The following is a 26,294-nucleotide window of genomic DNA, read 5'->3' as shown; positions in this document are numbered from 1 at the left end:
TCGGCCCACTCCGCGCCCCTCAGGCGGCCTCAACTTGATAAACTGCCCCTTCAACCCATCCCTGGAGTACCTTATGTCCGACACCGTCAAATACATCCTCGACGAAACTCAGATCCCGAAGCACTGGTACAACCTGGTCGCTGACCTGCCCACCCCGCCGCCGCCGGTCCTCCACCCCGGCACCATGCAGCCCGTGGGCCCGGCCGACCTCGAGCCGCTCTTCCCCATGAGTCTCATCCTCCAGGAGGTTTCCACCGAACGTGAGATCGAGATTCCCTCTCCGGTTCGCGACATCTATCGCCAGTGGCGCCCCAGCCCGCTCTACCGCGCCCGCCGTCTCGAAAAGGCGCTCGACACTCCGGCCAAGATCTATTACAAGTACGAAGGCGTGAGCCCCGCCGGCTCCCATAAACCCAACACCGCCATCGCCCAGGCCTTCTACAACAAGGAAGCCGGCGTGAAGCGCATCTCCACCGAAACCGGAGCAGGGCAGTGGGGCTCGTCCCTGGCGCTCTCCGGCGCGTTCTTCGGCCTGGAGATTGAGGTGTTCATGGTCCGCGTCTCTTATAATCAGAAGCCCTATCGCCGGGCCCTGATGGAGAGCTACGGAGCGCGCTGCATCGCGTCCCCTTCCAACGAGACCGCCTCTGGCCGCGCGATTCTCGAAAAACGTCCCGATCACCCAGGCAGCCTCGGCATCGCCATCAGTGAAGCCGTGGAAGTCGCCGCGCAGCGCGACGACACCAAATACGCTCTCGGCAGCGTGCTCAATCACGTCCTGCTGCACCAGACCGTCATTGGCCAGGAAGCCATGCTCCAGATGGACATGGCCGGCGACGCCCCGGATGTCGTCATCGCCTGCACCGGCGGCGGCTCGAACTTCGCCGGCATCAGCTTCCCCTACATCGGCCAGACCCTGCGCGGCGGCAGGAAGACCCGCATCCTCGCCGTCGAACCCGCCGCCTGCCCCTCCATCACCAAGGGCAAGTACGCCTACGATTTCGGCGATACCGCGCACCTCACCCCGCTCACGAAGATGCACACCCTGGGCAGCACCTTCACGCCCCCTGGCTTCCATGCCGGCGGCCTCCGCTACCACGGCATGGCTCCCCTGGTCAGCCATTGCGCGGAGCTGGGACTCATCGAGGCCCGGTCCTACCATCAACTCGCCTGCTTCGAAGCCGGAGTCCTCTTCGGCCGCAGTGAAGGCATCCTGCCGGCGCCGGAAGCCAACCACGCCGTTCGCGGAGCCATCGACGAAGCCCTGCGCTGCAAGGCCGAAGGGAAGGCCGAAACCATCCTCTTCAACCTCAGCGGTCACGGTCATTTCGATATGCAGTCCTACACGGATTACTTCGCCGGTAAGCTGACTGACCTCCAGTACGAAGACAACGAATTGGCCATGGCGCTGGCGGGCCTGCCCTCCGTACCTGAATAAACACAGCCCTCCGGCGACAAAAGTATTACAATCGCGGGCCTGATTCTTGGGCTGCTGGATGGGGTGCCGGTGCTAGCATCAAAGTGGAAACAGATCTAATACTCTGTTTCACCGAAGTGTTGAAATGACCACTCATCCGAAGGGCCGTCAGGCCCGCGTTCTATTGACTTCCGTATTCGGACCCTATGCGCAGGACGACCAGTACGGCAGCCGCTCCATCAACCCGATGGAGCTCTACCACAATCAGGTGACCCGGGCCCAGGGTCCCTATTCGTTGCGCATCTTCCACCGCTCCTGGGGCATCATGTTTATCCAGAGGAATATCGAGAATCCGTCCACGGTCCTCGACTTTCCCTTGCGTGAGGACTTTGAGCGGGAACTCACAGAGAACCAGTACGACGTCGTCGGCATCAGCTCGATCATCGTCAACGTGGGCAAGGTTCGCGAGATGTGTAAGATCGTGCGCCGTCTGTCGCCGCACTCCACCATCGTCGTGGGCGGCCATATCGCGGCCATTCCGGGCCTCGATCTCATGCTCGACGCCGATCACATCGTGAAGGGCGAAGGCGTCGGCTGGATGCGCTCGTTCCTCGACCAGGACCCCACCCTGCCCGTCGTGCATCCGCAGATCGCCTCCGGCTTCGGCCATCGCGTCATGGGGCTTAAACTGCCCGGCAACATCGGCTCCACCGCCGCCACCATCATCCCCTCGGTCGGCTGCCCCATGGGCTGCAACTTCTGCACCACCTCCGCCTTCTTCGGCGGCAAGGGCAAGTTCATCAACTTCTTCGATACGGGCCGGCAGATCTACGACGCCATGGCCCAGGCCGAGGAAAAACACGGCTTTCACTCTTTCTTTGTGATGGACGAGAACTTCCTGCTGCATCGCAAGCGGGCCATGGAACTGCTCGACTGCATGCGCAAGGCCGGCAAGAGCTGGGAACTCTACGTCTTCTCGTCCGCCAACGCCATCCAGAAGTACACCATGGAGGAGCTCATCGAATTAGGCATCTCCTGGATCTGGATGGGCCTGGAATCGCCGCTCTCCGGTTATTCCAAGCTCAACGGCTCCGACACCATGTCGCTGACACACCAGCTCCGCGCGCATGGCATCCGCGTCCTCGGCTCCTCCATCGTCGGCATGGAACACCACACCCCGCAGAACATCGAAAGCGAAATCGACTACGCCTGCGCCCACGAGACCGACTTCCATCAGTTCATGCTCTACACGCCGCTGCCGGGCACGCCCCTGCACGCGCAGATGACCGAGGAAGGCCGCATGATCGATGTCGACCTCGCCGACGTGCACGGCCAGTGGAAGTTCAACTGGCGCCATCCCCACATTTCGCTCGATGAGTCCAAACGTTTCCTGGACAATGCGTTCGGACGGGATTTCGAACTGAACGGACCCTCGCTCTACCGCATCTGCCGCACCACCTTGGAAGGCATCCGCAAATACCGGCTGCACCCCGATCTGCGCGTACGCCAGCGCTTCGAACGCGAAGCCGCCACCATGCGCACGTCCTACTCCGCCCTGCTTTGGGCGATGGAGCGGCACTTGAAAGTTACCAACGCCACCGTATCGGCCCACATCCATACGTTGCGCCAGGATATCCGCAAGGAATGTGGATCCTGGTCAACGGCCGCCGGAACGCTGTTGGGCCCCATCATGCTCTGGCTCACCCGCCGCGAAGAGAAGCGTCTCGACCGCGGTGTCACCTACGAGCCCGAGACCTTCATCGAACGCCGCAACTGGGCCAGCGTCTAGCAAACTCAGCCGCGCTGCAAACGGAACCGCACCGCAAACGGAGCCGCGATCGTAAGAGAGCGGATACCCTAACCTACTGCCGCAAGCAGGGGCTCACGCCCCAGCCCGCCCCAACAACCCGTTCATCCGCTTCTTATATTCGACAAACGCGGCCCGCCCGTCCTTCGTCAACCGCAGCACAGTCAAGGGAATCTTCCCCCGGAAGCTCTTCTCCACCTCGACATACCCGGCCTCTTCCAGCTTCGCCAGGTGGCTCGACAGATTCCCTTTGGTCAATTCGCTCTCTTTCTGCAGCCACAGGAAATCAGACTCCTTCACGCTGGCGAGCAGGGCGACAATCAGCAGCCGCGCCGGTTCGTGAATGACGCGGTCGAGGTCGTTCATCTATGCGCCCTCCACCGGCACGCCATTCTCCCGCACAAACCGCGACAGCCGGATCGCCCCCGAAATGGCGGCCACCACACCCAGTACCACGAATAGCCAGTTCAACGACATCCAACCCGTCCGCAGCGCCCCCAGCGCAATCCCCAAAGCGAGCGCGACTCCGGCCAGCACCAGGAAGTGCGGAGCCCTCTGCTTCAAACTCGCCACCACGAACGACAAACTCAGGATCACCCCCACCACCGGAGTAATCATGTGCTCCACCGCCTCCGGCCTGCCACGGACAATCACCGCCGCCAGTGTCAGCGCCACCACAATCGCCAGCACCGCCGTCCCAATCCGCTCCCGCCGGGTCGGCTCTCGCAACGCCACATACCCCGACCGCGGAAACGTCACCCGCTGCTTCAAGCGCCGCACCACCCAGTTCCCGGCAAACCCGCTCAAGGCCAGCATCACCGGCACCACCAGCCAGTACACCTGGTAAAGCTTGCCCTTCGGCAACTCCTGCCCGATCAGCCACAGGCCGCCCCATAAGATCCACAGGACCCCCATGATCAACTCTTGCAGCCCGTCCACGTTCCACGACCGCATCGGCCGGTCTTCAATCTCCTTCAGATTCGGATACTGCGTCATAGTCTTATCTCCGTCAGTTGCAAACCAGTCTGTGTCGCAAACCAGTATGCGCAAAAAGAGAGAGGCCGTCAAGCCCCCCTCTTTGAACATTTACCGGACTGTGTCCGAAACTACCTTCCCGTCAATCAGCACGCCCACGCAGTGCGTCGTGTATTCAAACGGATCCCCGTCATACAGCGCCACATCCGCGTCCTTGCCCGCTTCCAGCGAGCCCACGCGCTTCTCCACGCCCAGCAGCCGGGCCGCGTCGATCGTGATGCTGCCCAGCGCCTTGTCGAACGCCAGCCCGTTCGCCGCCGCCAGTGCCGCTTCCCACAACACCACGCGGGTCTTCGGCACGTAGCCCTCAAACCCGCTCTGCAATGCGAATGGCACCCCAGCCGCTGCCAGCTTCGACGCCGTCTCCATGCTCAGGTTCTCCGCATCGCCGCTCGACCGCTGCATCGTCGGATGCAGGATCACCGGATACCCCGATGCTTTGATCTGCGCCAACACCTCCGGGGCGTCCGCCACGCCATCCAGCACCACCTTCAGGTTGAACTCCTTGGCCAGCCGCAGCGCCGTCAGGATGTCATTATCCTTATGCACGGTAATCAGCAGCGGCATCTCGCGATTGATCAGCTTCACGAACGCTTCCAGCCGCAGGTCCCGCGCCGTGTCCTTCTTGTCCTTGTCCGAGGCCTTCTTCGCCGCCTCCTGAGCCTTGATCAGCTCAGCCCGCAGCATCGCGATCATCTTCGACCGCGTCCCCGGCGACTTCCCCTGGCCCGCCCGTGCATCATTGCCCAGCGTCGCCGCGATCATCGCCGCCGGCACCATCGCCTGATCAGCCGTCTCCGCATTCGTCTTGATGATCATCGTCTGCCCGGAGATCAGAATCCCTTGCCCATGGCCTGTATGAATCGTCGTGACGCCAAGCCCGCGTACCCACTCGATCAGCCGCTCTTTCGGATCGAACGCATCAATCGCCCGCAGCTCCGGCTGCATCGGCGCGCTGTTCTCAATCTGGTCCTGGTCCTGCGGCTGGTTCAGATACCCGCTCAACCCCAGCACCGCATGCGCGTCGATCAGCCCCGGAGTCACTACCTTGGCCTTGATCACCTGGTAGCCCGCCGGCGCCGTGCCCGCCGTCACGCGCTCAATCTTGCCATCCCGCACCAGCACCACTGCGTTCTTCAGCGGAGCCCCGGCCATCGTATACACCGTCTCGCCCTGGATCGCGATCTGTGCACTCGCCATCGGCGCCAGGGCCGCCAGCAATACTAGAATCCGTTTCAACGCTCCACCTCGCATTCGTCCACGTAGATCTCATCGTTCCTGCTGGCTCCGTAGCCGCCCACGGCCAGCAGATGATCCTTGGGGTCGGAGCGGTCGAACACCTTCACGCCCTCCACCCAGGTCTCCAGCACATGCGAGTACACGCTCAGCGGATCACCGCTCATCAACAGGAAATCCGCATCCTTGCCTGCTTCCAGGGTACCCACCCGGGCATCCAGGTCAAGGATCCGCGCGTTGGCCATCGTCATCCCGTACAGCGCCTTCTCCCTCGACATCCCGGCCCGCACCGACAGCGCAGCCTCGCGCAGGAACAGCCGCGAATCCGTCACACCGTCGTCTGTGTGGAAGCCCACCATCACGCCGGCCTTCTCCAGAATGGCGCCGCTGGCCATGTTCATGTCCTTCGCCTCCAGCTTGCCGCCCGGCGAATCCACCACGATCAGCGACACCGGCACCTTGGCCTTCGCAATCTCGTCCGCCACCATCCAGCCGTCACTCACGTGATGCAGCACCACGCGGAACTTGAACTCGTTGGCCAGCCGCAGCACGGTCAGGATGTCGTCATGCCGGTGCGTATGGAACTGCACCACGCGCTTGCCGTCCAACACCTCCACCAGTGTCTCCAGCTTCAAATCCCGAGCCGGCAGCTTCGACGCATCCGTACCCGCCGCCGCGATCTTGGCCTTGTACTCCTGCGCCTTGATGAACTGCTCGCGCACCAGCGCGGCCGACTTCGCCCGCGTTCCTGGAAACGGAGCCGCGCGCCTTGGGTTCGTGCCGTTCGCCATCTTCAACCCGCCGGCGATCCGCCCGTCCGGCAGCTTGATCAGCAGGTCGTCAATCGTATTGCCCGGCCGCAGCTTCAGGTACAGCGTCTGTCCGCTCGACAGATGGCCGGACCCCGGCATCACATTCACCGTCGTCACGCCGCCCGACCGTGCCTTTTGCATGGTCGTCGCCCGCACGTTCACGGCATCCAATACCCGCACCTCGGGCTGGATCGGAGCGCTGCCATCGCCCCCCTCCACTGACCCGATGTGGCTGTGCGAATCGACAATCCCGGGCATGATCACCTTGCCCGTTGCGTCCACACGCTGCGCGCCCGCGGGGATTGTCACGGAGCCCGTCGCGCCTACCGCGACGATCTTTCCGTTCTGCACCACCAGGACGCCATTCGAAATCTCATTGCCGGCAATCGGGATAATATGCGCGCCGGTAAACGCGACTGGCGTGGTCTGGGCCGATAGCCCACACACCAGCAGAAGTCCCAAGGGAATAGCGAGTCTCATAAGCTCAAAGGAATGAGATTAAGGTAACATGCGCCACCTCTTGGCAGTGCTGCTACCTTATGGAGTATGCGCCGTCTCTTCTCGCTTTGTGCGCTCCTCGCCTGCACCCTCGCCGCCCAGGATGTGAAGGTCACCACCCACACCCTCGACAACGGCATGAAAATCCTCGTCCACGAGGACCACGACGTCCCCAACGTGGCCCTCTACTTCTTCTATAAGATCGGCTCCCGCAACGAACGCCCCGGCACCACCGGCATCAGCCACTTCTTTGAACACATGATGTTCAACGGCGCCAAGAAGTTCGGTCCCAAAGAGTTCGACAACATGATGGAGAAGAACGGCGGCAGCAACAACGCCTATACCTCCCACGACGTCACCGTCTATACCGACTGGTTCCCCAAGTCCGCCCTCGAACTCATGTTCGACATGGAGTCCGATCGCATTCGCGACCTCTCCTTCGATCCCAAGATCATCCAGAGCGAACGCGGCGTCGTCTACTCCGAACGCCGTACGTCCGTCGACAACAACCCCTTCGGCGTCCTCTACGAGCAGCTCTTCGCCTCCGCCATCATCGCCCACCCCTACCACTGGCCCGTCGTCGGCTGGGCCTCCGATATCGAAGCCTGGACCATGGACGACCTCAAGGCGCACTTCAAGATGGGCTACGCCCCCAACAACTGCGTCATGATCGCCTCCGGTGACGTCACTCCCGAAGAGATCATCGCCCTCGCGAAGAAGTACATCGAACCCATCCCCCGCCAGGCGCCGCCGCCCGAGGTTCGCACCAAGGAGCCCGAACAGCTCGGCGAGCGCCGCATCTCCGTTCGCCGCCCCGCCCAGTTGCCGATGCTGATGATGGCCTACCACGTGCCCAGCACCCGTGACGCTGACCAGCCGGCCCTGGACCTCATCGAAGCCCTGCTCACCACCGGCCGCAGCTCTCGCCTCTATCGCCGCCTCGTCGAGAAGGACCAGCTCGTCCTCAATGTCGACGGCGGCACGCAGGAGTCGCTCGACCCCACCCTCTTCCTCTTCACCATGCAGGTCCGCACCGGCAAGACCACCGCCGAAGCCGAAAAGGCCCTCTACGAGGAGCTCGACCTGCTGGCCGCCAAGGGCGTCACCCCCGAAGAGCTCGACAAGGCCCGCAACCAGATCCTCGCCCAGTTCTACCGCGGCCTCAAGACCATCGCCGGCAAGGCCAACCTCCTCGGCCGCTACGAAGTCTTCAACGGCAGTTGGGACAAGGTGAACTCCGTCGCCTCCGAACTCGACGCCGTCAAACCCGCCGACATCCAGCGCGTCGCCGCCAAGTACTTCCAGGAGAAGAACCGCACGGTCGCCACCCTCATCCCCGACAACACGCCCGCCAAGGAGAGCTCCAAGTGAACCGCCGTCTCATCGTCTCCCTCTTGCTCGCCGCCGCCTGCCTGCAGGGCCAGGCCAAATTGCCGCCTTACACCAAGCAGACCCTGCCCAACGGAGCCACCCTCATCCTGCTGAAGAAGCCCGACGTGCCGCTCGTCTCCGTCCGCGCCATCTTCCGCGGCGGCGTCGAAGCCGAGCCCGCCAACCTCACCGGGATCGCCGCCCTCACCGCCGAACTCGTCCGCCGCGGCACACCCACCCGCTCCTCCGAGCAGGTCTCGCTCGACCTCGACTCCATCGGCGCTAACCTGAACGGCGGCAGCGATCGCCAGGCCTCGTTCCTCTTCACTGAGTACATGGCCCGCACCCAGGACCGCGCCCTCGAAATCTTCTCCGACGTCCTCCTCCACCCCTCTTTCCCCGAACCCGAGGTCAAGAAGGTGGTCGCCCAGGCCGCTGACCGCCTGCGCTCCATCAAGGACAACCCCGGAGCCGCCATCGGCCGCTACTACGAGGCCTTTTATTACCCTGCCGCGCACCCCTACCACCGCTCCGGCAGCGTCACCGAGGAGTCCCTCACCCGCCTCACCCGCGACGAAATCATCGCCTTCCATAAGAAGAACTACACAGGCAAGAACCTGATCCTGATCGCCGCCGGAGACTTCGATCCCGCCAAACTCGGACCCGTTCTCGCCAAACTCGCTGGCGAACTCCCGGCCGGTCCTGAATTCCAGCCCGGCAAGTTCGCCGCGCCCAAATTCGACTCCGCCCGCCTCCTCCTGGTCGACAAGCCCGACGCCACCCAGACCTATTTCGAGATCGGAATGCCCGGCATCGACCGCACCAACCGCGACCGCGTCCCGCTCATGGTCCTCAATACCCTGTTCGGCGGCCGCTTCACGTCCATGCTGAACGACGCCCTGCGTGTGAACTCCGGGCTCACCTACGGCGCCCGCTCCATCCTCGAACAGGACCGCCACACCGGCTCCATCATCATCAGCACTTACACCCGCACCGATACCACCGAAAAGGCCGTCGACATGGCGCTCGATGTCCTCAAGAAGCTGTCGGAGCAGGGCATCGACGCCGCCCAGCTCGCCTCCGCCAAGGCCTACATCAAAGGGGGCTTCCCGACGCAGCGCCTGGAAACAGCCGACCAGCTCGCCAGCGTCATCGGGGAAATGGAGATCTACGGCCTGAACAAGGGCGAGATCGACGACTACTTCTCCCGCATCGACGCCATCTCGCTGGAAGAAGCAAACGTGATCGCAAAGAAGTACTACCGCGACCTGAACCTGCAATTCTGCCTGCTAGGCAACGCCTCCAAGATTCAGGACTCCGTCAAGAAGTACGCGCCAAAGATGAAGGTTCTCTCAATCAAGGAACCCGGCTTCGACCCCCCATCCTTCTAAAACCAAGCGCGGCCCCAAACCGCCCCGCAGCCACATTGAGCCGCAACCACATTGAGCCGCAACCACATTGAGCCGCGACCACATTGAACCGCGACCGTAAGGGAGCGGACAGCAAAACAGCACCCCCCCAACCCGACCACCCACCCCAACCCAACCCCGTCCCGGGGCCCAAAAAGCCCCGGACACCCCCGCAACCACCCCACCCCGTACCGGTACAACCTCCACCCATTTAGGTACTGCTGTGCCTTGTTTGTACCCTGTCCCTGGCCGTAACTTGGAGACAGCATGACATTACAGTGCCCAAAGTGCACCAGCCGTGCCATCCGCCCTTCCAACTACAAAACCGGCTGGGAGCGCTTGCTGGCCATGGGCTTCCGCCACCCGTTCCGCTGCAAACACTGCGGTCATCGCTTCTTCGAATTCGCCACCAAGGACCAACGCAAATCAATGTTCGAGCGCGGCATTCTCGCCAAGGCGGAACAGGCGTTTGCCGTGCTTCACTCCGAGTTTTAACCTAGGTCCGCGTCCACACTATAGAGTTCCCCGCCAAACGCCGATGAACCGGAAGTAAGGGCGTGTGTTCACGCTCAACGGAGACATCGGCCTTTCCGGCACGATGCCCGGCTGGTGGAGGACTGTCATGAATCGGAAGTTAACTCGGCAATTCGGCTCTTCGCTCGTGCTTTTGGCCTGCGCCCTCGCGCCACAGGCCCTCCCTGGGGCGTCTACCCCCAGCATCAGCGGTTATGCCCCGGCTGCCACCGTCTCTGTGGTCGACCTCCAGTCCATCGCGGTCTACGGCTCCGGCTTCCAGCGCGGCCTCAGCGTCAAATTGACCGATCCCGCGGGCCGCACCACCCTTCTCGCGGCCAGCCGCATCAGCCAGGTTGCCGCCAACAGCTTCCAGTTCATCTCGCGCTTCCCGGTTGCGGGCGACTACCAAGTCCAGGTCACCAATCCGGATGGCGGCGTATCCAATGCCCAGAAACTGGCCGTGACGGAGAAACCCGAGCCCACCATCACCGGCGTGGCCCCCGGCAGTCTCCTGGTCGGCGCCAAGGAACAGTCCGTCACCGTCACCGGCTCGGGCTTCCGCACCGGCCTCTCGGTCTACGTCTCCCTGCCGGGCGGCGGCAACGATCTCGCGCAGGATCTGCGCATCACCAGCCTCACCGCCAACCAGTTCGACATGCACCTGGTGCTCGACCGCGTAGGCCAGTATGGACTCTGGGTGACCGATCCCGACGGCGCTCAGTCGAAGTCGTTCTCCTTTGCCGTCACCCGTAGCCAGGCCGCGGTCCAACTCACGGGCATCAACCCTTCGTCGCCCGTCGTCTCCGCCGACATCCAGCTCCTGTCCATCTCGGGCTCCGGCTTCCAGCCTGGACTCGCCGCCACTCTGACGAATCCCTCCGCCGGCACCAGCGTGCTCGCCGGCCCCAGCTACATCCGGAACGTCACGCCCACCGGCTTCAGCCTCGTGACGACCTTTGCCGAACCGGGCACCCACACCCTCCGCGTGACCAACCCGGACGGCGGCCAGACCGGCGCACTCTCCTTCGAGGTGGGCGCTGGTGGCGCCAGCCCACAGATCTCCTCCGTCCTGCCCGCACCCGTGGTGGCCTCCCCGCAAAGTGTCACCTTGACCGTCCTCGGCAGCGGCTTTGACGGCGGCCTCAGCCTCTCCATCCTGCGTCCGGACGGCGGCTTCTCTGTCCTCGCCGGCAATCAGTTCTTTGATTTCTCGGCCTCCGCCTTCAGCGTCGTCTACAGCTTCGCCACCCCCGGCAACTACACCCTGCAGTTCACCGCGCTCTCGGGCGCCAAATCGAAGAGCTTCGTTCTGAACGTACCCGCGGTGTCGACGGCCCCCGTCATCCTGGCTTACTCGCCGCTGGTCCTCCAGCAATCCGGACAGTTGCAGGCTGTCACGGTGCATGGCCTGAACTTCAAGCCGGGCCTGAAGGCCGTCTGGCTCACACCGCACGGCTTCACCGCGCCGGCCCAGGAGATCGACCCTTCCACCGTCACCGCCGCCGGTTTTGACGTGCTGGGCAGCTTCGATGACAACGGGACCTACCTTTTGCAGGTCATCAACCCGGATGGCGCCAAGTCAGACTACTTCCCCATCCGCATCGGCACTCCCGGCCCATCGTCGCCCCTCATCTCCAGCCATGCGCCCAACCCCCTCGCCGCCAGCGGCAATGTGCGCTCGCTCCTCGTGCAGGGTGGAGACTTCATCTCCGGGCTCAGCGCGACCCTGACCGCGCCCGACACCACCTTCGTTCAGTACACACCGGACCAGATCCAGGGCGTCTCGTTCTCCTCGTTCGTCATCGCCGCCTCGTTCCCCCAGACCGGCAACTACACCCTCCGTGTCACCAACCCGGACGGTTCCTTGTCCAATCTGTACACGATTACTGTCGATCCCGCGCCCGAATCGCCCACCATCTCCTCCATCTCGCCCGCTCCGGTGCGCGCCGCCGCGACCGGACAGACGCTCTCCATCAACGGCGGCGGCTTCCTGCCCGGCCTGAAGGTGCATGTCACGCCGCACCCCCCGTCCGGCACCGCGGCCACCTTCGATGTGGATCCCGCCCAGGTTCAGTTCGTCAGCTCCACCGGCTTCCTGATCACCGCCAGTTTCTCCCAGCCCTGGACCTACGACATTCAGATCGATAACCCCAACGGGACCCAATCCAACGTCTTCCCGATTACGGTACTCGATGGCGTCAGCCAGCCAGCCCTTTCCGGCTATACGGTCAGCCCGTCCTTCGCCCTCACCGGGCAGAATCTGCAGAACGGCCTCAGCGTCACCATCTGGCCGGGCGTGGGCGATCCTTACCAGCTCACGGGCCTGACGCCCCTCTGCCAGCTCGACTCCAAGGGAATCAATCGCTGCATCCTGGCGCTGCCCGTCAGCCTGGTTTACACCGGCACCTGGCGCTTCCGCGTCTTCAACCCCGACGGCGGCCAGAGCTCGACTTTCGAAATTGCGTTCTAGCGAAGTCCGTCAGTCACCTGGAGAAGTGAAAAGGGCGGTCGCCTTCCGGTGACCGCCCTTTCACTTTCCAAAATGTCCCAACGAGTCTAGTTCAGGAAGTAGGTCCGGTACAGCGTATCGCGCTGTTTCGGCACAAACCCGGCTCCGCGGATGATCCGCCGCAGCTCTTCTTCCGATGCCTTGTTCCGGGCTCCCGCCGCGCTCACCACGTTCTCCTCGATCATGATGCTGCCCACGTCGTTGCCGCCGAACTTCAACCCCACCTGGCACGTCTTCAGCCCCTGCGTCACCCACGACGACTGAACATTGATGATGTTTTCCAGATAGAGCCGCGAGATCGCCAGCGTCTTCAGGTACTCGACGCCCGTCGCCTCTTCCTTCACAAACCGGCCCAGTGACGTGTTCTCGCGCTGGAACGACCACGGAATGAAGGCCGTGAACCCACCCGTCTCGTCCTGGATCTGCCGCACGATCTCCAGGTGATGCACCCGCTGCTCCAGCGTCTCGCCGCAGCCGAACATCATCGTCGCCGTTGTCCGCATCCCCAACTGGTGCGCCGTCTTGTGCACCGCCACCCACTCGTCCACGCCGCACTTCAACCTGCTGATCCGCTTCCTGACGTCGTCGTGCAGAATCTCGGCGCCGCCGCCCGGAATCGAATCCAGCCCGGCGTCGCGCAGCCGCGCAATCGTATCCCGCAGGTTCAAACCGCTGACTTCCGCAATACAGGTGATCTCCGGGGCGGAGAAGCAGTGCAGCCACACCTGCGGGAACTTCACCTTGATCGCCCGCAGCATGTCCTCATACCACTCGATCTTCAGGTCCGGGTTGAGCCCGCCCTGCATCAGGACACCCGTCCCGCCCAGGTCGACGGTCTCCTGGATCTTGTCCAGAATCGTCTCGATCGGCAGCACGTAGCCCTCGTTGTGCCCCATCGGCCGGTAGAACGCACAGAAACTGCAGTATTCCGTACAGAAATTCGTGTAGTTGATATTCCGGTCGATGATGTAGGTCACCACACCCTCAGGGTGCAGCTTCCGCCGAACCGCATCGGCCGCCATGCCGATCCCGATCAGGTCGTCACTCTCGAAAAGATCAACGGCTTCCTGTGGTTTGATCATGGATTCCAGTCTCCGTGACGGCCGCCGGGGCGCCGTCCAACTCCCGCACATACTCGAGATAGAGCGCCAGGCCCGCAGCCTCCTCGTCGCCAAGAAGGAAACAGATATTCCGCGTCAGGTATTGGTGCACCAGATCTTCGGAAAAGCCCCTGCGGTCCGCCTCTTCCTTAATGATAGTGTCTAACTGACCTAATCCGTACAGACAAGATGCCTTCAGAAGTTCCGTCAGCTCCGGCTTGAGGTTCTCTTTCCGCCCGGACCACGCCGCGAAGACGAACGGCAGGCCGGTCATCTCCACCCACTCCTCACCCAGGTCCAGGCACGGCATGTCGATCTCAGCCGGGTCCAGCGCCAGCGCCGCGTCGCCAATGATCAGCGCCGCATCCGCCAACTCCAGCATGCCTACCAGGTCCGGATCCATCGTGAGGATCGTCGGAGAGACGCCGAACTTTCGAGCCAGGATGACGCGCGCCAGTTGCACCGACGTGCGGGAACCGGAGTCCACCGCCAGCGTCCGGATCTCTTCGAAGGGACGGTCAGAGATCAACAGAATGCTGCGCACCGGACCGCGGCAGGCAATCCCGATCGGGATCATCTCCAACCCATGGCGGGCCATCTCGATCGCCGGCACCAGGCCGATATCGGCATCGCCTTCGACGACGCGATCCGCGCAAATGGAGGGCACCGCGAAGGTCAGATCGAGCAGTCCTTTTTGGGGACCATTCACCGCACCCCAGACCAGGGGGGCTGTGTTTAAGTAACTGACGGCGCAGACCCTGGGTTTGCGCCGGATTTCAGAACGGAGGAGCAAATCCGAGTTTACCATCATGCGGCGGCAGTCCTGTCCTTGGGTGGGGGGCCACTGGCAAAGACAGGGAATGCATGTTATGGTGTACAAAGGCGGAGCTGCGACTTCGCCATTAAGGTCATGAAAAACAAATACTTGCTCGCAACTTTTGGCCTTCTGGCCAGTCTCGGAGTACAAGCCTCGGCCCAGGTCGTTTTCAACACCAAGCCGACGAAGATATTCGGTCAGGCATTCCTCCCCACCCGGGTGGGAGAAATGCTATATCCGCCCAGTTCCTCGCCAAACCGGACAAAAGCGAAGTCGCTTTACTCGCCTTATTCCGTTGCCGTCGATGCGGCCTCCTCGCCCGCCGCGGTTTATGTGGCTGACACCGGCAACCATCGGGTCCTCGGGTGGCGCGATTCCGCCAACTTCACCAGCGGCGCCCCCGCTGATCTCGTCATCGGGCAGAAAGACTTCGATTCCGCCGTCCCCTACGGTGCCGCTGTCCGCATCTCGGAGAGCTCCACCAATGTGTATGACCTCCAGGCTTTGAAGGACTACGGCGGCGGTCTGCGCACGCCCAGTTCCGTCGTCATCATCGGCGATTACCTGTTTGTCATGGATGCCGGCAACAACCGGATCGTGCGCTTCCGGCGGCCCTTCGAGTCCCTCGATGCAGGCACCGCCATCAAGCCCGACCTGGTCATCGGCCAGCCCGATCTCAAGTCCAATCTCGCGAATCAGAGCTCAACCGCCAACGCCGCACCCACCGCCTCCACCCTCAAGACGAATCTGGGCTCGGGCGGAATCCAAACCGCCGGCCTCGCCGTCGATGGCTCCGGCAATCTCTGGGTGGCCGACTCAGGCAACCACCGCATCCTGCGCTATACCACCGGCGACGTCACCGGCCCCTCCAATGTGGATGGCGGAACCGCCTCGATCTCGGCCGACCTGGTCCTGGGCCAGACCGACTTCAATACGGTGGTCGCGAACGCCGGACGCTATAGCAGCGCCACGGACCAACTCAGCAAGACGACCATCCGCTACGGCGGACCGCTCACCTTCGATTCCAACGGGAATCTCTACTTCGCCGACGACCTCGCCCGCGTGCTCGTGTGGGGCCCCCCGTTCACCAACGGCAAGGCCGCTTCCCGCATCCTGGGCATTTACGCCGCGGTGAAGGGTGCCCCGGCCCTGCCTGCCGTCAACGATCTCACCTTTGGCTTTTCGCTCGCCGGCACCACCGTTCAGAATGCGGTCTTCACCGGTGGGCCCCGCGGCCTCTTCTGCATCGGCGAGAACCTGTTCGTGATCGACTCGCTCAACCACCGCATTGTGCGCTACGATCCGCCCTCGTCCTGGCCGGCCGAGGATCTCCCCAATGGCGTCTTTTCCCCGCACATGACGAATGTGTACGGCCAGAACGACTTCAGCACCCGCTACCAGAACACGGCCGATAACCTCGAGCCCAATCCCTGGGGCTACAACGCTCCGGTCGCCGCCGCCTACGCGAATGGAGAGATCTACATCACCGAGATCGGCAACCACCGCGTCACCGTGCGGCCATTTGACTCCGCCGCCCGCACCTTTGGCGCCGCCACCCGCATCCTGGGCCAGTTCGATTTCCCCTTCAAGGCGCCCAACTTCATCGAGGGCTCTGAGTTCTCCGGCGGCACCATCCCTTCGATTGGCGTGAGCATCGGTCCTTCTGTCGCCATCGACCGGACCTCGGACGTCCCGCGCCTCTTCATCGCGGACACGGGCAACAACCGGATCCTCTGCTTTGCCGATGCCCGGAATTTCACGAACCAGAGCCGCGCCGACGTCATCCTCGGCCAGGTCGACTCCTACCGCAGCCTGGTCAACTCGCCCTTCAACAATCCCGCCACGCCGGGTCCGGATGGCCTCTATATCCCCGCCGACGTGAAAGTGGACCCCCAGGGCAATGTCTGGGTTGCCGATACCGGCAACGGCCGGGTCCTGCGCTACCCCAATCCCTTCACCCGCACCGATGGCCTGCTGACGCCCGACCTCGTCCTGGGTGCGCCTGACTTCACCTCCACCGTGGCGACGCAGGTCGCTCGCGACCGCATGTACCTGCCCAGCGGCCTGGCCTTCACGCCCGAGGGCAACCTGGCTGTCGCCGACCTGGGCCTGCACCGCGTCCTGCTCTTCAAGCAGCCGTCGGTCAGCGGCCAGACCGCCGATATCGTCTTCGGGCAGGTGGACGGCACCTCCTACACCGCCGGCAACCTGGCTGAGCAGTTGAACTCGCCCCGCGGCATCGCCATTGATAGCTTTGGCCGCCTGTTCGTCGCCGACACCGGCAACTCCCGCATCCAGATCTGGGATGACGTGAATAGCGCCTACTCCGACGGCCTGCCCTCCCAGTTCGCGCTGCCAGCCGGCGCGGTGGGCGTTCCCATCTCCGTCACCATCGATCCGAAGACAGAGGCCATCTGGGTGGCCGAGAGCAGCAACCTCAACCGCATCATGAGGTTCCCGAGCTACGCCGAATTGCTGGGCTCCGGCAGCATCGCCTCCAACTTCAGCCTCCAGGTGGCCGGCCCGCGCGGCGTCGTCCTGGATGGCCGTGGGAACCCGATGGTAATGGATTCCGCCAGTCGCCTGACGATGTACTATCCGCGTCTCACGGTCGTCAACGCGGCGAACGGCTTCAGCCGCGTGGCGCCGGCCATGCTGGGCCAGCTGCGCGTGCAGGGCGCCACCCTGTCCGCCGACGGGGCTTCCGCTTCCGGTTCACCCCTGCCCACCAACCTGGGCGACGTGGAGGTCCTGGTGAATGGCGTCAACGCCCCCCTCACTAAGGCCGCCACCGATAACGTGACCCTGATCGTGCCCAAGGGCACCGCCCCCAGCGGTACCGCGGAGTTCCTGGTTCGCCAGGTGAGCACCGGACAGATCCTTGGCTTCGATCGCATCTCCATGTCTCCCATCTCTCCTGGCATCATGTTCCAGGGCGATGCCATCTACACGACCGGCCCCGCCATGGCACTCAACCAGGACGGTTCGGAGAATTCGGCCTCCAAGCCCGCCAAGATCGATCAGACACTCACCGTCTTCCTCACCGGTTACGGGAACTTTGATGGTCTTCCGGACGACGGCCTCGCTCCCGGCAGCGAAGCGCCCATACCCGGCGACGTCCTCGCCTACCTCCTGCTTGGCACCGGCGCCACCCAGGCCCAGGTGGTCTCCTCCACCCTGGATCCGGATAAGCCCGGTGTCTGGCGCGTCAAGGTCAAGGTACCCACCACGCTCAACAATGGGACCTACACCGTAAACATCGTGTACAAGAGCACGCCGACGCTCATCCCGCCTGGATCTTCCACGATTCAGGTGCGGCCGTACGTCGTCATCGCCCGGTAGCGGGTTCGGTAGTCCTCATGGCGGCAGGCGTGGATCTCGATATCCTGGCCTGCCGCCTTTCTCTTTGCGCCCGCCGGTTTCTCCGGTTTCCCACCCCCGCCTCCAACCGCTTCCGCGGCGCCCTCGGCTTTCAACTCCCCGAAGAGCTCTTCCGTCCGTCCGCGACCCAGGGACCCAGTGGCCTGCGCGACCGTCCTCGCCCCTTCACCTTGCGCTGCCACCACTTGGACGGCGCCGCCTTCGAGCCCGGAGCCCGCTTCTTCCTGGACCTCCATCTCTTCACCCGCGACCCGGCTCCGTTCCAAAACGCGTTCGAGCGCCTGGAATGGCTGGAAGTTATTGAATGGAATACGGCGTCCCACCGGCTGAGTCTCATTCCAGAGGACGATAAACAACACTTGTCGTTTAGCGGTTTTCCGTCCGGCAGCGATAAACGACAGGTGTTGTTTATCACTCCTACCGAACTGAAACCACACGCCGGACCCGAGCCGCCGCCCTTCGCGATCCTGCTCGCGCGCGCCTGCGAACGCATCTCCGCCCTGCGCTCGTTTTACGGCGCCGGCCCGCTGGACTTTGATTTTCGAGAACTGGTGCGAGAAGCTGCGGCGGTGAGGTGTACCGGCGGAGCCCTGAGCTGGCATCAGGCCGAGCGGCGCAGCGGCCGCTCCGGCCAGGTTCATCCGTTAGGCGGGTTCACCGGCTTCGCCGAATATGAGGGCGCCCTGCGTCCCTTCCTGCCCTGGCTGGAGGCCGCCACGTGGACTGGTATTGGCCGCCAAACCGTTTGGGGCAAAGGAGTTATGGAGTTGTCGTGCCCGGCAGGACCAGCTTTGTCGACGGAGCCCCATCCACTTGGGCCGTCAGGGTCTGGGCCGGATCCCAGGTAAGCCAGATCCAGCCGTTGCCGTCGCTGCGCAGATCCTGGTCCAGTCCCTCCACCACTACCTTCACGCCGAGGTATGGCAGTTCGTTGCGGTCGGTCACCTTCAGCACCAGCAGCGTATCTTCCTGATAGTACTTGACCAACCGTACATCGGAGGGCGACGCCTGCACGGCCACGCGCGCGGCCGAATCCTCGTGCCGGCCATCGGCCGCCTTCGCGCTGAGATCCGCCACGCCGGGCGCCAGGCCCACCACCCGGAACTCCACCGACGAAGCGCCCTTGGGAATCACAACGGTATCCGGAGCCTCCAGTACATCGGCGGATCTGGCCAGGGCGATGCTCAGGTCTTCGCTGGCCGGACTTCCGATGGAGATGCTCGCCGTGGCCGCCTGCCCGGCCACCAGGCCAGCCGCCGGCCAGACCGAGAGCCGCATCATGCCGCGCAGTTTCGCGTCCAGGAAGGCCCGTTGGCCCGCCGCGGACGGGTAGTAGCGCTCAAACTCGGCCCGGTAGACCTCCAATTGCGCAATGTCCGCCGCATTCGGTGTCGACCCCTCGGGCACAATCATGATGAAAGCCGTCCGGAACTGCCGCTGGGCCACCGTCGAATCTGGGATCCGCTGGCCTTCGGCGGCGATCACGTCGTCCACGCTGATGTCCTGCCGTTCCCCACGGATGGAGATCCCCACTTGCGGGAAGGTCGAATTGGAGTACTGGCTGCCCTTCACCAGGAAGGTGGACGGCACTTCAGCCGCCGGCCGGAACCCCATAAGGTACTGATCCAGCGGGGAATAGCCCTGAACCGTGGCCACGGTGAGGAAGCGGTTGGTGGCCCCCGGGCCGTTGTCCATAATCCGGTTGCCCTCCAGCAGCGAAGCTTCCGAATTGAAGTTGAAGCTCCAATGTGCGTTCTGTGTCCCCAGCATTGGCCGGGCCAGTGGATTCAGCGGGTCGCGGACACTGGCCAGGGCCAGGAACAGGTGGCCGCTCTCATGGCCGATGAGGGTCATGGTGTTGTCGCCGGTGATGGCTCCGCGGCTGCCCACGCGAGCATAGGGATCGGCTGGATATTGGCGCAGAGGCCCCATGTTTAGAACGGCTTGCAGCCGGTGGGCGGAGCCGTAGCTGTCGCCCGCCCAGACCGGTGTGTCCCCAATCCCCTGCCGCAGGCTGCGCACCGTGGTCTCGTAGGCCAGCGCACCGGCCGCGGCGGCAATGCCGGAAGTGTTGAAGATGGCCAGGTAGTCGTAGGCGTCTTCGTGCGTCTCGTAGAACCGCTGGGCCACGCGGACGATGTCGATGTCGAGTGTGGTGCCGAACCGCTCGGCAACCGTGGCTCCGTAGAATGTGCTGGTATCGTTCAGAAACGAAACAACTTCTGTTTCACCCGCGAGGTATCCGGGGGAGATGCCGGTGACGACGTCATTGGCCGCCACCTGCTGGTAGGTGAACGTAATGTGGCCGTTCGTCCAGAGCGCCAGTTGAAAGGTCTGCCGGGCGCCCGTCCCGTAGTCGCTGTACTCGGGCACATTGCGCCACGTCACCACCACGTGGTCGCTGCCGGTCCAGACGCGCACGTCGCAGTTCGCCTGCGTCGGATCCAGGTCGTCGAACAGCGGAGCGAGGCGCGGCGGCCCGGAGCTCAGCCGGCCCAGGCTCCGGGCGGCGGACGCAGCCTCGGGCTGTTCCATGGTCACGTTGCCGTCGGAATGGACATAGATGCGGTCGCGCTGCGTGCCATAGAACGGCACGGCGATGGGCAGGTCCACGGCGATTGCATCGTCGTCTCCCAGCCCGCTGAGCACCTGCCCGGCCGAGGCAGCGGCCGCGTCGTACTCCGCCGCACGCACCGCGAAGCCATAGGGCGACGAGGACCCGATCAGCGGAATGAATTCCAGAGTTTTCCCCTGGAGATTGAACGGATTGCGGCTGGCAATCACACCGTCCGAATCGTCCATCACCGCGATGTCACCGTAGTCCTGTTGGAACGCCGCGGCCCGGCGCAGGTTCAGGGCTTTCCTGTTGCGGCTGCTGACACGGTGCAAGTTCTGCTTTTCCAGCCAGTTGCCATGCTCGGTCGCACAGGTCACGGGCCCCGTCCGGGCGCCGGCCGGCAGAGCCAGCAGCAGCCAGCAGCACAATACTGAACAAATGCGGGACATTCTACGTTCCATTTATCGATGCCGCTCCCTACTCGCGGAATAGCTCCCAGTAGTAGAATGTCACCGCGGAGGCGGTGAGCGCCAGCGAAGGAGCCGTGTGGCTCCTTCTGATCAGGTAACCCCGAGACGGAGGAAGAGTTTCCATGCCCTTTTGCACCAGTTGCGGAGCTGAGGCGGGCGGCGCCAGCAGGTTTTGCGCGCGCTGCGGAGCCATTCTGCCTGGCAGCACGCAAAGTGCTCAATTCACGCCAGTTACTGTGGACGAACCGCTGGACTACACGATCCAGGGCGACAACCTCCAGGTAGCGAGGCTGAAACTCAAGCCCGGCCAGGAGGTCTTTGCCGAGGCCGGCAAGATGCTGTACAAGACCCCCAGTGTGCAGTGGGAATCGCGGATGACGGGGGAGACCCTGGGCCAGAAGCTGTGGGGCGCGGTGAAGCGCAAGCTGATGGGCGAGTCGTTGTTCTGGACGCACTTCCGGGCCGGCGGCGCGGGCGGGGAAGTGGGCTTCGCGGGCGCCTATCCCGGGCGGATTCAGGCGTTTGACCTCAAACCGGCGCAGGCCGTCCTGGTTCAACGCGACAGCTTCATCTGCGCGCAGCGCTCAGTGAACGTCGACATCGCCCTGGTGAAGAAGTTGGGTTCCGGCTTCTTCGGTGGAGAAGGCTTCATCCTGGAACGGATTACCGGCCCCGGGGTCGCGTTCATCCATGCCGGAGGCGACTTCATCGAGTTCACGCTGGCGCCGGGTGAAACGCTGCAGATCGACACCGGCTGCATCGTCGCCTTCGACGATGGGGTGGATTACGACATCCAACTGGCTGGTGGAATCAAGACCGCCATCTTCGGCGGAGAGGGTCTGTTCCTGGCCACGTTGACCGGGCCGGGGCGGGTGATTATCCAGAGCATGACGCTGGAGAAGATGCGCCGCGAACTGGCGCCGGGGCGCAGCGGCGGAGACGAGCGGAGCCCGCTCGAGTCGCTGGGCGGTTTCTTTAACAGCGACGACTAGATTAAATTGTCCAGAATGCCGGGCGTCCGGAAAACCGCATTTCCGGGCGCCTTGCGCCACTATTTCAATCTGTCCGTTTAATTACAGAAAAGTACGGGACGCCTTGCGTTCTGTAGCGGTTAGCCGGTCTCGAAGACCAGAAGATGGGTCCCCGGCCTTAGCTCTTATCCGTCGGTTTCTCCTAAACTTTCGACCGAAGGGCGCCGATGACTCCTTCAGGTATCCATGAGTCCGAATCGGCTCAGACTTTCGACATTTTCCGCGAAACCGGTGAACGGGGCAGCCTCGGGTCATTCGACCGAGGGTAGCTCTACCCCCAAGCTCCAGTTTCTGGCCAGCCTGAACCACGAGATCAGGACACCCCTCAGCGGCATCCTCGGCATGGCCGACCTGCTGCTGGAGACGCAGTTGGACGACGAGCAAAGAGACTACGTCCAGGCGGCTCGGCAGTGCGCCCACGGCCTGTTCGACCTGCTGAACGATACCCTGGAGTACACCTCGCTCTCCTCGGGCTGTGTGCAACTCGACGAGGCGGAATTCCACCTCGAGGACACGCTGCACAACGCCGCGGCGGAGCATATGCCGCGGGCCCGCGCCAAAGGGCTGGAACTGCGCTATCTTCCGGATAACAATCTCCCGCGCACGGCGATTGGAGATGCTTACCGGGTGCGCCAGGTGCTGACGCTGCTGACGCAGCACGCCATCCAGACCTCGGAAACCGGGGATATCCTCTTACAGGCGAAGTCGGAAGGCGTTATGGGGCGCCAGTTCACCCTGCACCTCTCCGCGCGCTGCACCAATACGTCGATCACTCCGGAAAACGTACGCGAGGTCTTCGAGACCTTCGATCATGTGGAAGACGGCGGCATGCGCCGGTTCAACGGCATCGGCCTGGGGTTGGCGCTGACGCGGCGCGTCGTGCAACTGCTGGGCGGCGACCTGGTGCTGGAGAGCAGCGCCGGCGGCGGCAGCCTGATGACGGCCGAGATTCCGCTGCAACTGCCGAAGCCCGTACTGGTCACCTCGAGCATGCGCGGCAGCCAGACGAGGCCGAACACGGTCCGGTTGCTGGTGGTGGAAGACAACCGTATTTCGCAGCAGGTGTTGAGCGCCATCCTGACCAAGGGCGGCTTCGAATTCGATTGCGCCAGCGACGGTCCCGCCGCCATTGCGGCCGCCACCGCCCGCCAGTACCATCTCATCCTGATGGATCTGCAGATGCCCGGCATGGACGGACTGGAGACGACCGAGCACATCCGGAAAATGGCGAACTACCTCGACGTGCCAATTCTTGCCTTGACCGCCGAGGTCTCTGACCAGGTTCGCGCACAGTGCCGGCAGAAGGGCATGGCCGCCTTCCTGAACAAACCGGTGCACGCCTCCGTGCTGCTGGCGGAAGTCAACGCGCACCTGAGCTAGCCACAGAACTAATACAGTATTTTAAGGTGCTGAATATCTTCTTAAGGTATTCGCCTACTTCCAGATCCCAAAAGCCTTAATTTGCTGATTCTTCCTGAATCATGTCACCTCGCTGGCGGCGGTGCATCTGCGGTCCCATACCAACTTTGAAAGGGACCTGCGAATGACAAACTTTGCTAAATTGTCAATGTTTGCCGTTGTATTGCTGTTTGCGGTGTGTTCGGTCGCCATCGCAGATACTCCCTCTTCCGGCAAAGGACGCTATGTCCTGGTTGGCTGGAACGATCTCGGAATGCATTGCGTGGATGGCAATGACTACTCCGTTTTCTCCATCCTTCCGCCGTACAACAACCTTCACGCCCAGTTGATCGATCCCAATGGGAAACTCGTCAAGACTCCCACCAACATCCGGCTCACTTACGAAGCCGTCGCCGACCCCACTGGATCCATCAATCGTTCCTCGGCGGGCAAAACAAACTTCTGGCAATATGCGCAGAAGCTCTTCGGACTGACTGCTCCTCTTGCACCTGAGATGGGACTGGCCGGCCATGCCATGCCAGGAACCTCCAACGCTTCGAAACCCATGACCTGGCAGGCAACCTCTGCGCAGTTCGTGGCAGAAGGTGTTCCCATCACGCCCTATCCGGACAACCCGAAGGGGAAGGGCGAGAAGAACTACTACCCCCTGATGCGCCTGACGGCCCGCGACGCCACCAATAAAGTCCTGGCCACGGCGGACGTGGTGCTGCCCGTCTCGGACGAGATGGCCTGCGCCAACTGCCATGCATCCGGATCCAAGTACAGCACGGCGATGCCCAAACAATGGGCGTTTGACCCGGATCCGAACAAAGACTACAAGTTGAACATTCTCGCGCTGCACGACGAACGGCACGGCACCAAGCTGAAGGCCAGCCAGCCTGTTCTGTGCGCGGGATGCCACGCCTCAAACGCCCTGGGAACCACCAAGGGTACTCCGCTGACGCAGGTGCTGCACAGGAAGCACGCAGCGATCATTGAGACGGGCACCGCGGCCGACCGAGAGGCTTGCTACAACTGTCATCCGGGTTCCGTGACGAAGTGCCTGCGCGGCGCCATGGGCAATGCCGGGATGCAGTGCCAGAACTGCCATGGCAGCATGACCCAGGTCGGCGCAGCCGGCCGCAAGGGTTGGATCGACGAACCGGGTTGCGAGAATTGCCACACCGGCACGGCCGTCAAATTCGCGGGCCAGATCCGGCAGCGGGACGCCTTCTCGTATGCGGGCGGACCCCTGCGTCCACCGGCTGATCCCCGTTTTGCCACCAAAACGGGCGTGCTCTACAAAGCGTCCGCCGGCCACGGCGGGCTCGCGTGCGAGGCATGCCATGGCCCGACGCATGCCGAGTATCCCTCCTCGCACGACAACGACAACCTGATGGTCACCCGCCTGCAAGGCCACACCGGCACCCTGGCGGAGTGCTCCACGTGCCACGCGTCCCTCTCGAGTTCGTCCACGGCCGGCCCGCACGGGCTCCACCCGCTGGGCGCGAGTTGGGTGAGCCAGCATGGAGACCGTGTGGAGAAGCAGGGCTCCGGCGCCTGCCGCGACTGCCATGGTGGAGACCTGCGCGGCACGGTGCTTTCGGCGGCCCTGGCTCCGCGTTCCTTCCAGACGGAACGAGGAACCAAGACGTTCGCCAAGGGCGCATTGATCGGCTGCTACAGCTGCCACAATGGTCCGAATCCATAACGATTGCTGGTGATTTGTGCCTTCCCGGCCAGGAGAATCGGGCCGGGAAGGCGTAAAATACGAACATGCGCCTCTCCTTTGACAACGACGATTTTGGACGCCTGGTCTGTACTTTCCATGACGGAGAGGGCACTACGACGGCGCGCGCGGCCGACGGCCTCATTGCGCTGGCTGCGTTGCGCGAAGCCCTGGAGGCTTTGGAGCGGCAAGGCGAGGCCGAATGTTTCTGGCTGCTTTCGACGGGGGAATACCGCTGGGTTTTTCGCCGGCTCGGGGCAAAGCTGCGGCTGGCCGTGCTGTGGTGCGAGAGCGTCGCCATTGGCTTCCAGCATGTGGTGTGGGCCGAGGACGATTTCGAGTCGTTCACGTCGATGCTGCGCGGCGAGTTGTCGCGCTATGCCGTGACGCTGCGTTAGCCGCGCCACAGTTGAAGCCCGTACAACAAATAGTGTGTCCAGGGTGCCGCTTTCGGCGCGTTGGTGGTAGGCTAATTTTTTGATGAGATGCGGCCGGAGGGGTCGTGTCTGCTTTCAATGGGAAGGTCACTGCTGGCCCAGCCACGGTCATGGCACGGTCGAAGCACAATCTGGTCTCCTGCCCTGAGTGCACGTCCGGCGACGTGGCGGTCAGGCAGCCGCGCGGCGTCTACGATTTCCTGATGGAGCTCTGTGGTTCGTACCGCTTCCGCTGCCGCAATTGCCAGTACAAGTTCCGCGGCAACCCGGTGCGGTTCAAGGATCTGTTCTACGCGAAGTGTCCGGGTTGCCTGAATCAGGAGCTGTCCGATGCGCGCCCAGACCTGGTGCAGACCGGAACGATGATGGCACTGCGAGCCGCGTTGGGCGCGAACAAGCACCACTGTGAACATTGCGGGGCGGTTTTCGCGAGCTTCCGGCCGGTTCGCGGCCGGAGTGCGCGGTCTTCGACGATGGTCACTCGCGATGCGCGGTTCAATAGCGAGCCGCCTGAAATCCAGCCGATGACGCTGCCCCAACCAGTGTTGCAAGCGTGGGGGTGGGTGCTGGATCCGCCGCGCCTGGTGGTCCGCCTGCGCATCCGCATCAAGCCGCGGCGCAAGACCGGGGATGCCCCGGGCCTGGCCGAGCGGTCGTCTCCCGGGTCCTCCCCCAGCCTGCTGGACTAGCGGCGGGCCACCCCCCACGGCGGGCAGCCGCGTGAACGCCGCGCGGGAATGCTATTCTCTGGCTAGACGACTGGC

The 26,294-nt window shown here is 63.3% G+C and carries 21 protein-coding genes; 13 read left to right on the top strand and 8 right to left on the bottom strand.

Annotated features, from left to right (window positions below; translation table 11 throughout):
• Positions 1-73: 73 nt before the first annotated feature.
• Both IRI77_RS09120 and IRI77_RS09115 read left to right on the top strand, forming a co-directional pair.
• On the top strand, positions 74-1,438 hold the full coding sequence (locus IRI77_RS09120; protein ID WP_194451760.1) for a TrpB-like pyridoxal phosphate-dependent enzyme: 1,365 nt from the start codon (positions 74-76) through the stop codon (positions 1,436-1,438).
• 124 nt (positions 1,439-1,562) lie between these two features.
• The gene (locus IRI77_RS09115; protein WP_194451759.1) at positions 1,563-3,206 is read left to right on the top strand and encodes a B12-binding domain-containing radical SAM protein; all 1,644 of its coding nucleotides are present in this window, start codon (positions 1,563-1,565) and stop codon (positions 3,204-3,206) included.
• Positions 3,207-3,299: 93 nt separating this feature from the next.
• Here the strand turns inward: IRI77_RS09115 and IRI77_RS09110 are convergent, their stop codons facing one another.
• The 4 genes from IRI77_RS09110 to IRI77_RS09095 form a co-directional block, all read right to left on the bottom strand.
• Entirely contained in the window at positions 3,300-3,590 is a 291-nt protein-coding gene (locus tag IRI77_RS09110) for a winged helix-turn-helix domain-containing protein (protein WP_194451758.1), read from the bottom strand.
• On the bottom strand, positions 3,591-4,220 hold the full coding sequence (locus IRI77_RS09105) for a hypothetical protein (RefSeq protein ID WP_194451757.1): 630 nt from the start codon (positions 4,218-4,220) through the stop codon (positions 3,591-3,593).
• 90 nt (positions 4,221-4,310) lie between these two features.
• A complete protein-coding gene (locus tag IRI77_RS09100) occupies positions 4,311-5,498 on the bottom strand; it encodes an amidohydrolase family protein (RefSeq protein ID WP_228486654.1) in 1,188 nt (395 codons plus the stop codon).
• Positions 5,495-6,787, bottom strand: coding sequence for an amidohydrolase family protein (locus IRI77_RS09095; RefSeq protein WP_194451755.1), 1,293 nt, complete (start codon positions 6,785-6,787; stop codon positions 5,495-5,497). The genes IRI77_RS09100 and IRI77_RS09095 overlap by 4 nt, the downstream gene beginning before the upstream one ends.
• 66 nt (positions 6,788-6,853) lie before the next feature.
• Here IRI77_RS09095 and IRI77_RS09090 point away from each other — a divergent pair, with 66 nt between their 5' ends.
• The 4 genes from IRI77_RS09090 (at position 6,854) to IRI77_RS09075 (ending at position 12,571) form a co-directional block, all read left to right on the top strand.
• A complete protein-coding gene (locus IRI77_RS09090; RefSeq protein WP_194451754.1) occupies positions 6,854-8,176 on the top strand; it encodes a M16 family metallopeptidase in 1,323 nt (440 codons plus the stop codon).
• Positions 8,173-9,567, top strand: coding sequence for a M16 family metallopeptidase (locus tag IRI77_RS09085; protein WP_194451753.1), 1,395 nt, complete (start codon positions 8,173-8,175; stop codon positions 9,565-9,567). The genes IRI77_RS09090 and IRI77_RS09085 overlap by 4 nt, the downstream gene beginning before the upstream one ends.
• Before the next feature lie 285 nt (positions 9,568-9,852).
• A complete protein-coding gene (locus tag IRI77_RS09080) occupies positions 9,853-10,080 on the top strand; it encodes a hypothetical protein (RefSeq protein WP_194451751.1) in 228 nt (75 codons plus the stop codon).
• 127 nt (positions 10,081-10,207) lie between these two features.
• Complete coding sequence (locus IRI77_RS09075) at positions 10,208-12,571, top strand: hypothetical protein (RefSeq protein ID WP_194451750.1); 2,364 nt, start codon at positions 10,208-10,210, stop codon at positions 12,569-12,571.
• An 86-nt stretch (positions 12,572-12,657) separates the two neighbouring features.
• Here IRI77_RS09075 and mqnC read toward each other — a convergent pair whose 3' ends face one another.
• Both mqnC and IRI77_RS09065 read right to left on the bottom strand, forming a co-directional pair.
• Complete coding sequence (gene mqnC, locus IRI77_RS09070; RefSeq protein WP_194451748.1) at positions 12,658-13,692, bottom strand: cyclic dehypoxanthinyl futalosine synthase; 1,035 nt, start codon at positions 13,690-13,692, stop codon at positions 12,658-12,660.
• Positions 13,667-14,521: a menaquinone biosynthetic enzyme MqnA/MqnD family protein gene (locus IRI77_RS09065; protein ID WP_194451747.1), complete on the bottom strand. Its 855-nt coding sequence runs from the start codon at positions 14,519-14,521 to the stop codon at positions 13,667-13,669. The genes mqnC and IRI77_RS09065 overlap by 26 nt, the downstream gene beginning before the upstream one ends.
• Before the next feature lie 234 nt (positions 14,522-14,755).
• On the opposite strand from IRI77_RS09065, the gene IRI77_RS09060 reads away from it, so the two are divergent.
• The gene (locus IRI77_RS09060; RefSeq protein ID WP_194451746.1) at positions 14,756-17,869 is read left to right on the top strand and encodes a hypothetical protein; all 3,114 of its coding nucleotides are present in this window, start codon (positions 14,756-14,758) and stop codon (positions 17,867-17,869) included.
• Here IRI77_RS09060 and IRI77_RS37935 read toward each other — a convergent pair.
• Complete coding sequence (locus tag IRI77_RS37935; RefSeq protein ID WP_228486653.1) at positions 17,836-18,231, bottom strand: hypothetical protein; 396 nt, start codon at positions 18,229-18,231, stop codon at positions 17,836-17,838. The genes IRI77_RS09060 and IRI77_RS37935 overlap by 34 nt on opposite strands.
• A 78-nt stretch (positions 18,232-18,309) precedes the next feature.
• On the opposite strand from IRI77_RS37935, the gene cas6 reads away from it, so the two are divergent.
• The gene (gene cas6, locus IRI77_RS38610) at positions 18,310-18,756 is read left to right on the top strand and encodes a CRISPR system precrRNA processing endoribonuclease RAMP protein Cas6 (RefSeq protein ID WP_407674111.1); all 447 of its coding nucleotides are present in this window, start codon (positions 18,310-18,312) and stop codon (positions 18,754-18,756) included.
• Here the strand turns inward: cas6 and IRI77_RS09050 are convergent.
• Positions 18,668-20,914, bottom strand: a complete 2,247-nt coding sequence (locus IRI77_RS09050) for a hypothetical protein (protein ID WP_194451744.1) — start codon at positions 20,912-20,914, stop codon at positions 18,668-18,670. The two genes, cas6 and IRI77_RS09050, sit on opposite strands and share 89 nt — an antisense overlap.
• A 143-nt stretch (positions 20,915-21,057) precedes the next feature.
• Here IRI77_RS09050 and IRI77_RS09045 point away from each other — a divergent pair, with 143 nt between their 5' ends.
• The 5 genes from IRI77_RS09045 to IRI77_RS09025 all read left to right on the top strand — a co-directional run bounded on the left by IRI77_RS09045 (position 21,058) and on the right by IRI77_RS09025 (position 26,219).
• Complete coding sequence (locus IRI77_RS09045; RefSeq protein ID WP_194451743.1) at positions 21,058-21,927, top strand: TIGR00266 family protein; 870 nt, start codon at positions 21,058-21,060, stop codon at positions 21,925-21,927.
• Positions 21,928-22,152: 225 nt separating this feature from the next.
• Positions 22,153-23,346, top strand: coding sequence for a response regulator (locus IRI77_RS09040; RefSeq protein WP_194451742.1), 1,194 nt, complete (start codon positions 22,153-22,155; stop codon positions 23,344-23,346).
• A 187-nt stretch (positions 23,347-23,533) separates the two neighbouring features.
• Entirely contained in the window at positions 23,534-25,075 is a 1,542-nt protein-coding gene (locus IRI77_RS09035) for a hypothetical protein (protein WP_228486652.1), read from the top strand.
• Positions 25,076-25,140: 65 nt separating this feature from the next.
• Positions 25,141-25,491, top strand: a complete 351-nt coding sequence (locus IRI77_RS09030; RefSeq protein WP_194451741.1) for a hypothetical protein — start codon at positions 25,141-25,143, stop codon at positions 25,489-25,491.
• A gap of 104 nt (positions 25,492-25,595) precedes the next feature.
• A complete protein-coding gene (locus IRI77_RS09025; RefSeq protein WP_194451740.1) occupies positions 25,596-26,219 on the top strand; it encodes a hypothetical protein in 624 nt (207 codons plus the stop codon).
• The last annotated feature ends 75 nt before the right edge of the window (positions 26,220-26,294 follow it).

This window comes from Paludibaculum fermentans (assembly GCF_015277775.1).
GTDB classification, from domain to species: Bacteria; Acidobacteriota; Terriglobia; order Bryobacterales; family Bryobacteraceae; genus Paludibaculum; species Paludibaculum fermentans.
Note: the sequence above shows the minus strand (reverse complement) of the source record. Positions and strands in the feature narration are given on the sequence as shown.